Annotated in this window: 13 protein-coding genes; 9 read left to right on the top strand and 4 right to left on the bottom strand. The window is 69.0% G+C overall.

The features are described from left to right. Positions 1-79 precede the first annotated feature (79 nt). Both ACFVMC_RS22985 and ACFVMC_RS22990 read left to right on the top strand, forming a co-directional pair. Entirely contained in the window at positions 80-1,444 is a 1,365-nt protein-coding gene (locus tag ACFVMC_RS22985) for an MFS transporter (protein WP_379213332.1), read from the top strand. Next, a complete protein-coding gene (locus tag ACFVMC_RS22990) occupies positions 1,441-2,241 on the top strand; it encodes a 3-hydroxybutyrate dehydrogenase (protein ID WP_379213334.1) in 801 nt (266 codons plus the stop codon). The genes ACFVMC_RS22985 and ACFVMC_RS22990 overlap by 4 nt, the downstream gene beginning before the upstream one ends. Position 2,242: 1 nt before the next feature. On the opposite strand, the gene ACFVMC_RS22995 is transcribed toward ACFVMC_RS22990, so the two are convergent. Beyond that, the gene (locus tag ACFVMC_RS22995; protein WP_379213336.1) at positions 2,243-2,854 is read right to left on the bottom strand and encodes a TetR/AcrR family transcriptional regulator; all 612 of its coding nucleotides are present in this window, start codon (positions 2,852-2,854) and stop codon (positions 2,243-2,245) included. Positions 2,855-2,929: 75 nt separating this feature from the next. Between ACFVMC_RS22995 and ACFVMC_RS23000 the strand changes: the two genes are divergently transcribed. From ACFVMC_RS23000 to ACFVMC_RS23025, 6 genes are read left to right on the top strand one after another with little or no spacing between them, the layout of a single operon-like run. Continuing rightward, on the top strand, positions 2,930-4,513 hold the full coding sequence (locus ACFVMC_RS23000) for a carboxyl transferase domain-containing protein (RefSeq protein ID WP_379213337.1): 1,584 nt from the start codon (positions 2,930-2,932) through the stop codon (positions 4,511-4,513). A 5-nt stretch (positions 4,514-4,518) separates the two neighbouring features. Further along, a complete protein-coding gene (locus ACFVMC_RS23005; protein ID WP_379213338.1) occupies positions 4,519-6,585 on the top strand; it encodes an acetyl/propionyl/methylcrotonyl-CoA carboxylase subunit alpha in 2,067 nt (688 codons plus the stop codon). Further along, the gene (locus ACFVMC_RS23010) at positions 6,582-7,742 is read left to right on the top strand and encodes an acyl-CoA dehydrogenase family protein (protein WP_379213340.1); all 1,161 of its coding nucleotides are present in this window, start codon (positions 6,582-6,584) and stop codon (positions 7,740-7,742) included. Before ACFVMC_RS23005 ends, ACFVMC_RS23010 begins: the two co-directional genes overlap by 4 nt. Beyond that, positions 7,739-8,209 carry a MaoC family dehydratase gene (locus tag ACFVMC_RS23015; RefSeq protein WP_379213342.1) on the top strand — a complete coding sequence of 157 codons (471 nt, stop codon included), beginning with the start codon at positions 7,739-7,741 and terminating at the stop codon, positions 8,207-8,209. The genes ACFVMC_RS23010 and ACFVMC_RS23015 overlap by 4 nt, the downstream gene beginning before the upstream one ends. Continuing rightward, the gene (locus ACFVMC_RS23020) at positions 8,206-9,018 is read left to right on the top strand and encodes an HpcH/HpaI aldolase/citrate lyase family protein (RefSeq protein ID WP_379213344.1); all 813 of its coding nucleotides are present in this window, start codon (positions 8,206-8,208) and stop codon (positions 9,016-9,018) included. Before ACFVMC_RS23015 ends, ACFVMC_RS23020 begins: the two co-directional genes overlap by 4 nt. A gap of 20 nt (positions 9,019-9,038) precedes the next feature. Next, the gene (locus ACFVMC_RS23025) at positions 9,039-10,985 is read left to right on the top strand and encodes an acetoacetate--CoA ligase (protein ID WP_379213346.1); all 1,947 of its coding nucleotides are present in this window, start codon (positions 9,039-9,041) and stop codon (positions 10,983-10,985) included. Positions 10,986-10,990: 5 nt separating this feature from the next. Here ACFVMC_RS23025 and ACFVMC_RS23030 read toward each other — a convergent pair whose 3' ends face one another. Next, positions 10,991-12,193 (bottom strand): TetR/AcrR family transcriptional regulator, encoded by a 1,203-nt coding sequence (locus ACFVMC_RS23030; RefSeq protein ID WP_379213348.1) that lies wholly within the window; start codon positions 12,191-12,193, stop codon positions 10,991-10,993. Positions 12,194-12,297: 104 nt separating this feature from the next. Then, the gene (locus ACFVMC_RS23035) at positions 12,298-13,527 is read right to left on the bottom strand and encodes a TetR/AcrR family transcriptional regulator (RefSeq protein ID WP_379213350.1); all 1,230 of its coding nucleotides are present in this window, start codon (positions 13,525-13,527) and stop codon (positions 12,298-12,300) included. Between the two features lie 110 nt (positions 13,528-13,637). Here ACFVMC_RS23035 and ACFVMC_RS23040 point away from each other — a divergent pair, with 110 nt between their 5' ends. Continuing rightward, positions 13,638-14,000, top strand: coding sequence for a hypothetical protein (locus ACFVMC_RS23040; protein WP_379213352.1), 363 nt, complete (start codon positions 13,638-13,640; stop codon positions 13,998-14,000). Positions 14,001-14,055: 55 nt separating this feature from the next. Here the strand turns inward: ACFVMC_RS23040 and ACFVMC_RS23045 are convergent, their stop codons facing one another. Beyond that, entirely contained in the window at positions 14,056-14,274 is a 219-nt protein-coding gene (locus tag ACFVMC_RS23045; RefSeq protein WP_379213354.1) for an MbtH family protein, read from the bottom strand. Between the last annotated feature and the right edge of the window lie 14 nt (positions 14,275-14,288).

A 14,288-nucleotide genomic window follows, 5' to 3' on the forward strand; every position in this document is an offset into this window, starting at 1 on the left:
CTCAGCGCCAGCGAGAAATTGTGGGGCCCATCACAAGACCGGCAGCGGGGTATGGGCGCCGAGTGTTAGGAGATGTTCGATGAGCATGCGCAAAGCCGCGGCTGAGACCCCCTCCGGATTGCGACGGGTGGTCGCCGCCTCCATGGCCGGCACGGTCGTCGAGTGGTACGAGTTCTTCCTCTACGGCACCGCGGCGACGCTGGTGTTCAGCAAGGTCTTCTTCGCCAAGGGCACCAGTGATCTGGACGCGATCCTGGCCGCGTTCGTCACCTACGCGGTGGGTTTCGCGGCGCGGCCGCTCGGCGGCATCATCTTCGGGCACTTCGGCGACAAGTACGGCCGCAAGAAGCTGTTGCAGTTCAGCCTGGTGCTGGTCGGCGGCGCGACTTTCCTGATGGGCTGCCTGCCCACCTTCGCGCAGATCGGCTATTGGGCCCCGGCCATGCTGGTGGCGCTGCGATTCATCCAGGGCTTCGCGGTGGGCGGCGAGTGGGGCGGCGCGGTCCTGCTGGTCGCCGAGCACAGCCCCGACCAGCGTCGCGGTTTCTGGGCGAGCTGGCCGCAAGCAGGGGTGCCGGTGGGAAATCTGCTCGCGACCGTCGCGCTGCTGGCGCTGACCTCGACGCTGTCGGACGCCGCGTTCCTGAGCTGGGGCTGGCGCGTGGCCTTCTGGCTGTCGGCGGTGGTGGTCCTGATCGGCTACTACATTCGCACCAAGGTCACCGATGCCCCGATCTTCGTGCAGGCACAGCGTGAGGTCGAGCAGATCAAGGCCACCCAGTTCAGCGTGGCCGATGTGCTGCAACGGTATCCCCGGGGCGTATTCACCGCGATGGGCCTGCGGTTCGGCGAGAACATCCTCTACTACCTGGTGGTCACGTTCACCATCACCTATCTGAAGGTGCATGTGGGCATCGACACCAAGGTGATCCTGTGGTGGCTGCTGGCCGCGCACGCCGTGCACTTCCTGGCCATCCCGATCGCCGGACACCTCAGCGACCGCTTCGGGCGGCGGCCGGTCTACCTCGCCGGCGCGGTCACCGCGGGCACCTGGGGCTTCTTCGCCTTCCCGATGATGGACAGCGGCCACCACCTGGTGATCATGTCCGCGATCATCATCGGGCTGCTGTTCCACGCCCTGATGTACGCGGCGCAGCCGGCCATCATGGCGGAGATGTTCCCGACCCGGATGCGGTATTCCGGTGTGTCCCTGGGCTATCAGGTGACCTCGATCGTGGCGGGCTCGCTGGCGCCGATCATCGCGGTCTGGATGCTGAACACCTTCGACTCCGCGGTGCCGATCGCCTGCTACCTGGCCGCGGCCTGCGCGGTCACCGCGGTGGCCGCGTTCTTCGCCAGGGAGACAAAGGGTTTGGATCTGAGCGTGGTCGACGACGCGGACCGGGCACGGCTTGCCGGACAGCCGGTCGTGATGTCGAAATGACGACAGCATCGCGCAGCGAGTCCGTGGCCGGTGACGGCCGGGCGACGGCTGGGCAGGATCTGACCGGGCGTTCCGCCCTGGTGACCGGCGGTGCGAGCGGAATCGGCGCGGCCTGCGCCCGCCTGCTCGCGGCGCGCGGCGCGGCCGTCACCGTCGCCGATATCGACGAGCGCAGCGCGAAGGAGCTGGCCGGCGAACTGGGCGCACGCGCCTGGGCGGTGGACCTGCTCGACGTGACCGCGCTGGAGGACCTCCGGCTCGAGACCGACATCCTGGTGAACAACGCCGGGGTGCAACGGATCTCACCGCTCGAGCAGTTCCCGCCGGAACAGTTCCGGCACCTGCTCACCCTCATGGTGGAGGCACCGTTCCTGCTGATCCGGGCGGCCCTGCCGCACATGTACGACAGGGGTTTCGGCCGGATCGTCAATATCTCCTCGGTGCACGGCCTGCGGGCCTCGGCGTACAAGTCGGCCTACGTGACCGCCAAGCACGCCCTCGAGGGCCTGTCGAAGGTGACCGCGCTGGAGGGCGGCCCGCACGGCGTGACGAGCAACTGCGTCAACCCCGGCTATGTCCGAACTCCCCTGGTGGACCGGCAGATCGCCGATCAGGCGCGGGCGCACGGGATTCCGGAGCAGGCGGTGATCGAGCAGATCATGCTCACCGAGAGCGCGATCAAGCGCCTGGTCGAACCGGAGGAGGTCGCCTCGCTGGTGGGCTGGCTGGCCACCCCGGCGGCCGGCATGGTCACCGGCGCCTCCTACACCATGGACGGAGGCTGGAGCGCCCGATGAGCTACGCCAGCGCCGCCAGCACCATCTGCCGCAGCACCGGCCGGGCGCGGGCGGCGGTGGCGCGGGACGCGCTGTGCGGAGTCGAGTTCATCAGGCCGAAGACGGCGTGGGCGCGCACCCGCGCCGTCTCCTCGGCCAGCTCGGGATGCAGCTCGCGCAGTACGCCGACCCACACCTCGACGTATTGGCGCTGGGTGCGGCGCAGCTCGCGCCGGGCGGCGGCCGGGACGTTCTCCAGGTCGCGGTCCTGGATGCGAATGAGTTCGGGTTCGCCGAGCGCGAAGTCCAGGTGGAAGTCGACCAGCGCGGCCAGGGCATCGCGCGCCTGCTCGGCCGTGGCGACCACGGCCTTGCCGCCTTCGAACAGCCTGCGGCTTACGCCGACCAGCAGCTCGACCAGCAGCGCCTCTTTGTTCGGGAAGTGCCGGTAGACCGCGGGCCCGCTGATGCCGACGGCCGCGCCCAGGTCGTCCAGGCGGACGCCGAGGAAGCCGCGTTCGGCGATCAGCCGGGCACCGGCCTCCAGCAGCTGGCCGCGGCGCTGCGCCTTCAACTGTTCACGGCGCGTGGGAACGGCGGGATCGGCGCTCGTCACATGCCCTCCTTCGGCCATCCTGGACAACTGGGTTAATCAAGATTAACCTGAATTCCAGTTATCGGCGACTAACTGACCGACAGGACTTCCGTGATGGTGGTTACTCAACAGGCAGGCAGCCGCAACGCCCTCGCGGCGCTGTCGGACGACCTGCGCGAGCGGCTGGCCGCGGCCGCGCTCGGCGGCCCGGCCAAGGCCCGCGAACGGCATATCGCGCGCGGCAAACTGCTGCCCCGGCAGCGCGTGGACCAACTGCTCGACCCGGGCAGTCCGTTCCTGGAACTGTCCCCGCTGGCCGCCACCGGAATGTACGACGACGAATGCCCGGGCGCGGGCATCATCACCGGCATCGGGCGGGTCTCGGGGCGCGAATGCGTGATCGTCGCCAACGACGCGACGGTCAAGGGCGGCACCTACTACCCGATGACGGTGAAGAAGCATCTGCGCGCCCAAGAGGTGGCGCTACAGAACAATCTGCCGTGTCTGTACCTGGTCGATTCCGGCGGCGCGTTCCTGCCCCGCCAGGACGAGGTGTTCCCCGACCGGGAGCACTTCGGCCGCATCTTCTACAACCAGGCGACCATGAGCGCCAAAGGTATTCCACAGATCGCGGCCGTGCTCGGCTCCTGCACCGCGGGCGGCGCGTACGTCCCCGCCATGAGCGACGAGGCAGTGATCGTGCGCAATCAGGGCACGATCTTCCTCGGCGGCCCGCCGCTGGTGAAAGCGGCGACCGGCGAGGTGGTCACGGCCGAGGAACTGGGCGGCGGCGAATTGCACTCGCGCACTTCGGGAGTCACCGACCACCTGGCCGAGGATGATCAGGACGCGCTGCGCATCGTGCGCCGGATCGTGGCCACCCTGGGCCCGCGACCGGCCAGTCCGTGGGAGGTGCTGCCTGCCAGTGCGCCCGCCGCGCCGACCGCCGAGCTCTACGACATCGTGCCCACGGATCTGCGCACCCCCTATGACGTGCGCACGGTGATCGAGCGAATCATCGACGGCGCCAGCGGGTTCCACGAGTTCAAGGCCGAGTACGGCAAGACACTGGTCACCGGGTTCGCGCGGATCCACGGCCATCCGGTCGGCATCGTCGCCAACAACGGCGTGCTGTTCGCCGAATCCGCCCAGAAGGGCGCGCATTTCATCGAACTCTGTGACAAGCGCGAGATCCCGCTGCTGTTCCTGCAGAACATCACCGGCTTCATGGTCGGGCGCGATTACGAGGCGGGCGGCATCGCCAAGCACGGCGCGAAAATGGTGACCGCGGTGGCGTGCGCGCGGGTGCCGAAGCTGACGGTGGTGATCGGCGGCTCCTACGGCGCGGGCAACTACTCCATGTGCGGGCGCGCGTATTCGCCGCGCTTCCTGTGGATGTGGCCCAACGCGCGCATCTCGGTGATGGGCGGTGAGCAGGCGGCGGCGGTGCTGTCCACCGTGCGCGGCGACCAGCTCGACGCGAACGGCCGGCCCTGGTCGGCCGCGGACGAGGAGGCGTTCAAAGCGCCGATCCGGGAACAATACGAGAACCAGGGCAACCCGTACTACTCGACGGCCCGGCTCTGGGACGACGGTGTGATCGATCCGGCCGATACCAGAATCGTGCTCGGACTCGCCCTTTCGGTGTGCGCTCAGGCGCCGCTCGAACCCGTTTCCTACGGCGTCTTCCGGATGTGAGGGACATGTTCAATCAGGCTGATACTTCCGCGGGTGTGGTCCACTTCGACACCGTGCTGGTCGCCAATCGCGGCGAGATCGCGGTGCGGGTCATCCGAACCTTGCGCGCCATGGGTATTCGCTCGGTCGCGGTCTACAGCGACGCCGACGCCGACGCACGCCATGTGCACGAGGCCGATACCGCGGTGCGACTGGGCCCGGCCGCCGCACGCGAAAGCTACCTGGCGATAGACAAAGTCGTGGCCGCGGCCGTGCGCACGGGTGCGCAGGCGGTCCATCCGGGTTACGGATTTCTGTCCGAGAACGCCGCGTTCGCCGCCGCGCTGGCCGAGGCGGGGATCGTCTTCCTCGGCCCGCCCGCGCGCGCGATCGAGATCATGGGCGACAAGATCGCGGCCAAGAACACCGTTGCCGCCTTCGACGTGCCGGTGGTGCCCGGAATCGCGCGCCCCGGCCTGACCGATGACGAGTTGATCACGGCGGCAACGGAAATCGGCTACCCCGTGCTGGTCAAGCCGTCGGCCGGCGGCGGCGGCAAGGGCATGCGGATGGTCGAGGATCCGGCCGCGCTCCCGGCCGCGCTGGTCAGCGCGCGGCGCGAGGCGGCCGCCGCGTTCGGTGACGACACCCTGTTCCTGGAGCGTTTCGTCACCCGGCCCCGCCACATCGAGGTACAGGTGCTGGCCGATCAGTTCGGCAATGTCCTGCACCTGGGTGAACGCGAATGCAGTTTGCAGCGGCGGCATCAGAAAGTGATCGAAGAGGCCCCGTCGCCGCTGCTGGATGCCGCGACTCGCGCCAGAATCGGTGCGGCGGCGTGCAATACGGCCCGCAGCGTCAACTATGTGGGTGCGGGCACAGTGGAGTTCATCGTGTCCGCCGACCGCCCGGACGAGTTCTTCTTCATGGAGATGAACACCCGCCTCCAGGTGGAGCATCCGGTGACCGAGCTGGTCACCGGCGTGGACCTGGTGGAATGCCAGGTCCGGGTGGCCGCCGGGCAGAAGCTGGGCGCGGCCCAGGAGGACATCCGCCTGACCGGTCACGCGATCGAGGCCCGGGTCTACGCGGAGGATCCCGGTCGCGGATTCCTGCCGACCGGCGGGACCGTGCTTGCCCTCTCCGAGCCCGAAGGCGCTGGCGTGCGGGTGGATTCGGGCCTGCGCGCGGGCACCGTCGTCGGCAGCGACTACGACCCGATGCTGTCCAAGGTGATCGTCCACGGCGCGGACCGCGCCGCCGCGCTGGCGAAACTCGATCGGGCACTGGGCGATACGGTGCTGCTCGGAGTGACCACCAATATCGAGTTCCTGCGGTTCCTGCTGGCCGATCCGGATGTCGCGACGGGCCGGCTCGACACCGGACTGCTGGACCGGCGGGTCGGCGATTTCGAACCGTCCGCCGTCGAGGACGACCTGTTCATCGCCGCTGCGGCGCACCACTGGTCGAAATCCTGGCCCACCGGCGCGGCCGACCCCTGGGCTCTGCCCTCCGGTTGGCGGATCGGGGCACACGCGCCCACCACGATTCGGCTCACCGGTGGCGGCCGGACCGCCCACGTGTACCTCACGGGCCGCCCCGACGACGCCTCCGTCCAGCTGCACACGGATCTTCCACCGGCCGCGGACGACGCTGCCCCCCGGACGCACCCGCTCACCTGTTCCAGCACCCGCCCCGGCCTGCTCACGGTCACCCTCGACGACCTCCGCCAGGACTACCTGATCGCCGAACACGATGCCCAGCTGTGGGTTTCGGGTCCTTCGGGACTCGCCGTCCTGCGCGAGGTCCCCGAGGAACGGGTCCGCAAGGACGCCGAGCAGGTCGGCGACGCCGAGATCCGCAGCCCCATGCCGGGTTCGGTGATCGCGGTACTGGCCGAGGCGGGCGCCACCGTCGCAGCCGGTGACCCGGTCGTGGTCGTGGAGGCCATGAAGATGGAGCACACGCTCACCGCGCCCACCGCGGGCACCGTCGAGATCCTCGCGACCGCGGGCAGCCAGGTCCGCCTGGACCAGCCGCTGGCCCGTATCCACGCATCGAATTCCACCGCACCCGAAGGACTTTCCGTATGACCGACTTCCTGTCCACCGGCACGCTGCCCGAGGACTACCGCGACCTGGCGCTGACCGTCCGTGAATTCGCGCGCACGGTCGTCGCCCCGGTGGCCGCCCAGCACGACGCCGACCACACCTTCCCCTACGAGGTGGTCGCGGGCATGGCGGACATGGGCCTGTTCGGCCTGCCGTTCCCGGAGGAGTTCGGCGGTATGGGCGGTGACTACTTCGCCCTCTGCCTGGCCCTGGAGGAGCTCGGCAAGGTCGATCAGAGCGTGGCCATCACCCTGGAGGCCGGGGTCTCGCTCGGCGCCATGCCGATCTACCGCTTCGGCAACGACAAGCAGAAGCAGCAGTGGCTGCCGCAGCTGACCTCCGGCCGCGCGCTGGCCGCGTTCGGCCTCACCGAGCCCGGCGCGGGCAGCGACGCGGGCGGCACCCGCACCACCGCCGCCCTGGACGGCGGCGACTGGATCATCAACGGCAGCAAGCAGTTCATCACCAATTCCGGCACCGACATCACCCGGCTGGTCACCGTCACCGCCGTGACCGGGCAGAGCGAGGGCAAGAAGGAGATCTCCACCATCCTGGTGCCCACGGACACACCGGGTTTCGTGGCCGAACCGGCCTACAACAAGGTCGGCTGGAACGCCTCGGACACCCACCCGCTGAGCTTCACCGATGTCCGGGTGCCGGAGGAGAATCTGCTGGGCGAGCGCGGTCGCGGCTACGCCAACTTCCTGCGGATCCTGGACGAGGGCCGGATCGCCATCGCCGCGCTGTCGGTCGGCGCGGCGCAGGGCTGCGTGGACGAGAGCGTGCGCTACGCCAAGGAGCGGGAGGCGTTCGGCCGGACCATCGGCCGCAATCAGGCCATCGCGTTCAAGATCGCCCGCATGGAAGCGCGCGCACACGCCGCCCGCACCGCCTACTACGACGCCGCCGCGCTCATGCTGGCGGGCAAGCCGTTCAAGAAGCAGGCCGCCATCGCCAAGCTGGTGGCCAGTGAGGCCGCGATGGACAATGCCCGCGACGCCACCCAGATCTTCGGCGGCTACGGCTTCATGAACGAATACGCTGTGGCCAGACACTATCGCGACAGCAAGATCCTGGAAATCGGCGAGGGCACGACGGAGGTGCAGCTGATGCTGATCGGTCGGGAGCTGGGCCTGTGAAGAAGGTCCTACAGCGCGGCCTGTGGTTCGAGGAGTTCGAGACCGAGGTCGTCTACGAGCACCGGCCCGGCCGCACCATCACCGAGGCCGACAATGTCCTGTTCACCACGCTGACCATGAACACCCAGGCCCTGCATCTGGACGCCGCGTTCGCCGACGCGCAGCCACCGTTCAATCAGCGGCTGGTGAACTCGATGTTCACCCTGTCCACGTTGGTCGGCCTGTCGGTGGCGCAGCTGACCCAGGGCACCCTGGTCGCCAATCTCGGATTCTCCGAGATCAGCTTTCCGAAACCGCTCTTCCACGGCGACACCCTGTACGCCGAGACCGTGGTCACCGACAAGCGGGAGTCCAAATCCCGCCCGGGCGAAGGGATCGTGACACTCGTGCACACCGCGCGTAACCAGCACGGCGATATCGTGGCCACCGCCACGCGCAGCACCCTGGTCCGGAAGCAGCCGGCATGAGCTGGGCGATGCCCGGCCCGGCCTGGCTGTTCTGCCCCGCCGACCGCCCGGAGCGCTTCGCAAAGGCCGCCGCGGCGGCCGATATCGTCATTCTCGACCTCGAGGACGGTGTCGCCGCCGCCGACAAGGCGGCCGCGCGACAGGCTCTGCTCGACACCCCGCTCGATCCGGAAACCACAGTGGTGCGGGTGAATCCGTACGGCACCGAGGCGCACGCACAGGACCTGCCGGTGCTCGCGCGAACTCGCTACCGGCGCATCATGCTGCCGAAATGCGAGTCGGGCGAACAGATCCGGGCGCTCGCCGAGTGCGAGGTGATCGCGTTGATCGAATCGCCGCTCGGCGCGCTCACCGTCGCCGAGACCATGCGCGTGGACAACGCGATCGGCGTGATGTGGGGTGCCGAGGATCTGGTGGCCGGGCTCGGCGGCAGTTCGAGCCGCTATCCCGACGGCCGCTATCGCGAAGTGGCGCACCAGGTCCGCTCGACCACGCTGCTGGCCGCCAAAGCCGCCGGCAAGTTCGCCCTGGACTCGGTGTACCTGGATATTCGCGATCTGGACGGGCTGCGCGCCGAGTCGGCCGACGCGGTGGCGGTCGGATTCGACGCCAAGGTCGCGATCCATCCCGGCCAGGTGCCGGTCATCCGCGCCGCCTACGCGCCCACCGAGGCCGAGGCCGACTGGGCCCGGCGGGTGCTCGCCGAGGTACCGAACCATCGCGGCGTCTTCGCCTTCGAGGGCCGCATGGTGGACGCGCCGGTCCTGCGGCATGCCGAACAGGTGCTGCGGCGCGCGGCGCACAGCTAGTCAGTACGAAAGGATCGCCGATGCATTCGCCCGCCGCCCCCCAGTGGGAGCCCACCGCCGCCGATATCGCCGCCGCCCGGATCACCGACTTCACCCGGTTCGTGGCGGATCGAACCGGTGTGTCGGTGCCGGACTATCAGGCGCTGTGGCGGTGGTCGATCGCCGACCTGCCCGCCTTCTGGCACGCGGTGTGGGACTACTTCGAGCTCGGGCCGATCGCCGGAGAAGTGCTCGCCAGCGCGGAAATGCCGGGGGCGCAGTGGTTTCCGGGCACCAAGCTGAACTATGTCGACCAGGTGGTGCGGCAGTTCCGCACCGATCGACCGGCGATCGTCGCGCTGCACGAGGACGCCGAGCCGCGCGAGCTGTCCTGGGCCGAATTGATCGACAGCACCGCCGCTTTCGCACGCACTCTGCGCGAACTCGGTGTCCGTCCGGGCGATCGGGTGGCGGGGTACCTGCCCAATATTCCCGAGGCGGTGATCGCGTTCCTGGCCACGGCGAGCCTGGGCGCGATCTGGAGCGCCTGCGGCCAGGACTACACCGCGAAGGCCGCCCTGGACCGGCTGGGCCAGCTCGAACCCACCGTGCTGATCACCGCCGACGGTTACCGATTCGGCGGCCGCGCACACGACAAGCGCGACGATATCGCCGCCCTACAGGCCGGATTGCCGTCGCTGAAAGCGACGGTCGCGGTCGGACAGCTCGATCTCGAAGTGCCCGAGACGATCTCGTGGCAGCAGGCGCTTTCCGAAGACAGCACGGCGGTGATCGAGACCGCGGCGGTGGACTTCGACCACCCGCTCTGGATCGTGTTCTCCTCGGGCACCACGGGTTTGCCCAAGGGCATCGTGCACGGCCACGGCGGTGTCGTGCTCGAGCACCTGAAAGCGGTCGCGCTGCACTCCGATATCGGGCCGGAGGACACCTTCTTCTGGTACACCAGCCCGAGCTGGATGATGTGGAATTTCCAGATCGCCGGGCTGCTGGTCGGCGCCACCATCGTCACCTACGACGGCAGCCCCGCCTATGCCAGCCCGGATGCGCTGTGGCGCATGGCCGCCGAGGTGCGCGCGACGGTACTCGGCACCAGCCCGGGCTACGTGCTGGCCTGCATCAAGGCCGGCGCGGTGCCGCGCGTGTCCCACGATCTCACCGCGCTGCGCACCGTGGGCATCACCGGCTCGGCGCTGCCGCCGTCCTCGGCGCTGTGGCTGGGCGAGAACATCGGCGACCACGTGCAGGTGTCCTCGATCAGCGGCGGCACCGACGTGGTGTCGGCATTCATCGGCGGGGTGCGGACGGTGCCGGTCTGGCCCGGCGAGCTGTCCGCGCCGTACCTCGGCGCTGCCCTGGACGCGTTCGATCCGGCCGGCGCACCCGTGCGCGGGGAGGTCGGCGAACTGGTCATCACCGCGCCGATGCCGTCCATGCCGATTCGCTTCTGGAACGACCCGGACGGAAGCCGTTACCGCGACGCCTATTTCGACATGTTTCCCGGCATCTGGCGGCACGGCGACTGGATCGAGATCACCGGCCACGACAGTGTCGTGGTGCACGGCCGCTCCGATTCCACGCTGAACCGCCATGGCATCCGCATGGGCAGCGCAGATATCTACCAGGCGGTCGAGCGGCTGCCCGAGATCACCGAGGCCCTGGTGATCGGCGCCGAACAACCCGACGGCGGTTACTGGATGCCGCTGTTCGTCACGCTCGCCTCCGGCACCGAACTCACCGACGAGCTGAAGACCCGGATCAACGCCACCATTCGCACCGAGGTGTCCCCGCGACACGTGCCCGACGAGATCCTGCTCGCCCCCGGCATCCCGCACACCCGGACCGGCAAGAAGCTCGAGGTGCCGATCAAGAAACTCTTCCAGGGCGCGGATCCCGCCCGCGTGGTGGAGCGCAGCGCGGTCGACAACCCCGGCCTACTGGATTGGTATGCCGGGCAGCGCCCGTCCTAGCACGATCAGGCAGCCGGGCGGCCGAACAGGATGACCTGCATCAATCGGATGACCCGGCCCTGATCGCAGACCGGATTGTCCGGCCCCAGCCACTGCCCGAGATCGACGACCAGCGCCAGCGCGGCGTGCACCAGCACCCGGGCCTCGGCCGCGCTCAGCTCCGGCCGCACCCCGACGACCAGCTTCGCCCACTCCTCGACATTGAGCCGCTGGATATTGCGCAGCACGGTGCGATCCTCGGCGGGCACATTGCTGATCTCGGCGTAATAGACGAAGGTCAGCTCACGCTGCTCGAAGGAGCCCTGGACATACAGCTCGATCAGGGTGGTGAGCGCCTGCTCCGGCCCGTCGGCGGCGGCGATGGCGGGGCCGATCGCGGCCGACACCCGATCGGCCGCGCGCCGGAACGCGGCCGCGAGGATATCGCCCTTGCCGCGATAGAAGCGGTACACCGCCGAGGAGGCGGGCAGCCCGGCGGCGGTGGCGATCTCCTCCACGCTGACGTTCGGGTAGCCGCGCTCGTGGAACAGTTCGATGGCCCGCTCGAGCAGCAGCTCGTGCTTGAAGGCGAGCGGCACCTCGGAGGTCTCCGCGGTGACCGGCGGATCGCCGATCGGCGGCAGGTCGGTGTCGAATACGGCCGCGCACGCCGAGCGCAACCGGCCGGTGAGCGAGCGGACCGGCACCGAGACGTGGTGGTCGGAGATGCTGCCGATCACGCTGAGGGCGGCGGTCGCGAGCACCGCGCGGTCGGCGCCGTCGAGACCGGGCCGGGTCTCGGCCAGGAGTTCACCCAGCACGGCGTAGGTGCGCACCAGGTGCTCGATCAGCGTCCGATAGTCCTCGGGCTCGAGGTAGCGGCTCTGCCAGCGCAGCAGCGCGGCGCTGCGCCGATTGCTGATCGACTTCGCGATCAACGCATCGACGACGTGTTGAAGCCGCTGCGCGGCAGGCGAATTCGTGAGTTCTCGGGGCACGCGGACCGCTTCGGCGCTGTGCGCGCTCAGCCGCAGCGCCTCCTCCCGGAACAGCGCGTACTTGCTCGGATAGTGCCGGTAGAGCGCGGTGGAACTGATGTCGAGCCGGGAGGCGATGTCCTCCATGCTGACGCCGTGATAGCCGAGCGCACCGAAGGCTTCCGCCGAGGCCGCCGCGATCTGCGCCCGCCGGTCACGGGGGCGTCGGCGTACCCGGGGTGTCTCGCTCACTCCGCGATGCTATCGCATGTGAACACCAGGAACGACTCGTTACAAGAAAGCCATGGAAACGCTTCAAGCTCGACGTATTACTAACGATCTGTAAAGAATTCTTATTAACATTGCAGTACCGATGCCATCAGTGCGCGCACCCGTGACTGACCGGCGAACGGCTCCGCCTCGAAGGCCCGGCCCAGATCCACCACGAGCGCGAACGCCGCATGGATCAGGAACCGCGCCTCGGCGGGCGCGAGATCCGGCCGCACCTCGCGCAGCAGCCGCGCCCACTCCTCCACGCTGAGCCGCTGGATATTGCGCAGCACCGTGCGGTCCTCGGGCGGAACATGCTGGAACTCCGTGTAGTACACGAAGGTCAGATCCCGTTCGGCGAACGAACCGGCGACATAGTGGCTGATCAGGGTGCGCAGCGCCGCCTGCGGCCCCGGCGCGGCGGCCACCGCGGGACCGATCGCGCCGGACACCCGCTCGGCGGCCCGCCGGAACGCCGCGGACAGCAGATCGGATTTCCCCCGATAGAACCGGTAGACCGCCGAAGCGGCGGAAAGCCCCGCGGCGGTGGCGATCTCCTCCACGCTGACATTCGGGTAGCCGCGCTCATGGAAGAGCTCCACGGCCTTGCGAAGCAGCAGCTCGTGTTTGAACGAATCCGGGATCTCCACGGCGGCAACCGGTTCCACCGCCTCGGCGGGCGGCAACTCGGTCAGCGCCACCGCCTGGCAGGCCGAACTCAGCAGGCGCGCAAGCTGTTTCGCGGGCAACGTGGCGTGATGATCGGCGATGCTGGTGATCGTGCTCAACAGGGCCACCCGCAGGGCGCGCAGGTCGTCGGCGGTGAGTTCGGGTCGCAGCGCGGCCAATTCGGCGCCCAGGGCATCGAGCACCTCGGTCTGCAACCGTGCCAGGACCTCTTGATCCTGCGGTTCCAGATAGCGCCCCTCCCAGCGCACCAGGGTGACGCTGGCCCGGTTCTCGATGGTCGCGCCGATGAGCGCGTCGGTGACCAGGCGCAGGCGCTCCTCGGGCGCGGCCTGCGCGAGGTCCGCACTCAGGCGCACCGAGGCGGTCATCGCGTTGCCGACCCGCAGCAACTCCTCCCGGAACAGCGCGTACTTGCTCGGGTAGTGCCGATACAGCGCGGCCGAGCTGATGCCCAGACCGGAGGCGATGTCCTCCATGCTCACGCCGTGATAGCCCAGGGACCCGAACGCGGCCGCCGACGCCGCCGCGATCTGCGCGCGCCGATTCTTCGGCCGCCGTCGGATCTCCCGGGGTGCCGGGTCGCCGCTGACCGCCTTACGCGCCGTCCGGCGATTGTCGACACTCATGCCGCACATGGTATCGGCCTGCTCCGGACCGTGATTTGCCCAGGTCGCCACGGCCACCCGACAAGGTTCGCCTTGCTAACATTGCGTCTCGCTCATTCGTTAAGGACCTGATGTTGCCGAAGCCCTTCCTTGCCGCCGCGGTCGCCCTGTCCGTCCTCGGCCTGACCGCGTGCGGCGGCGATATCGCGACCGCCGCGCCCGCGCCGACCAGCACGACCACCGCCGCGCCGACCAGCACGGTCGATCCCGCGGCCGCCATCATGATCGATCCGGACGGCGATCGCTGGAACCTGGCCCGGACCATTCGCGAGGCCCGTCAACTCGCCGAATCGGTCCGCGAGGCCGGTGGCCGGCTGCCCGCCAACTTCTGCGAGCAGGGATATATCGAGGGCCTCGAGGGCGGCGCCAGCTTCCCCGCGGGCAAGCAGGCCTGGTTGGACGCCTGCAAGGAAGGCGTCCGCACGGCGGAGTAGTACAGCGGGGCGCGCCGACCGGAGGGGGGATGCGAGGTCGGCGCGCCCCGGCTATTCAGGTGGTCTCCGGGCGCATGGCCGCGATCAGCGAGGCCGGCCGCAGGTCGAGCCAGTGCGATTCGACGTAGTCCAGACAGGCCGTCCTGGTGGTGGCGCCGTGCGCGATCCGCCAGCCGGTGGGCACGGCCGCGAACACCGGCCACAGCGAATGCTGGCCCTCGTTGTTGATCAGTACGTAGAACTTGGCGTCCGGGTCGTCGAACGGATTGGTCATGGGTGATGCCTTTC

This window comes from Nocardia sp. NPDC127579, assembly GCF_042672005.1.
Lineage (GTDB): Bacteria > Actinomycetota > Actinomycetes > Mycobacteriales > Mycobacteriaceae > Nocardia.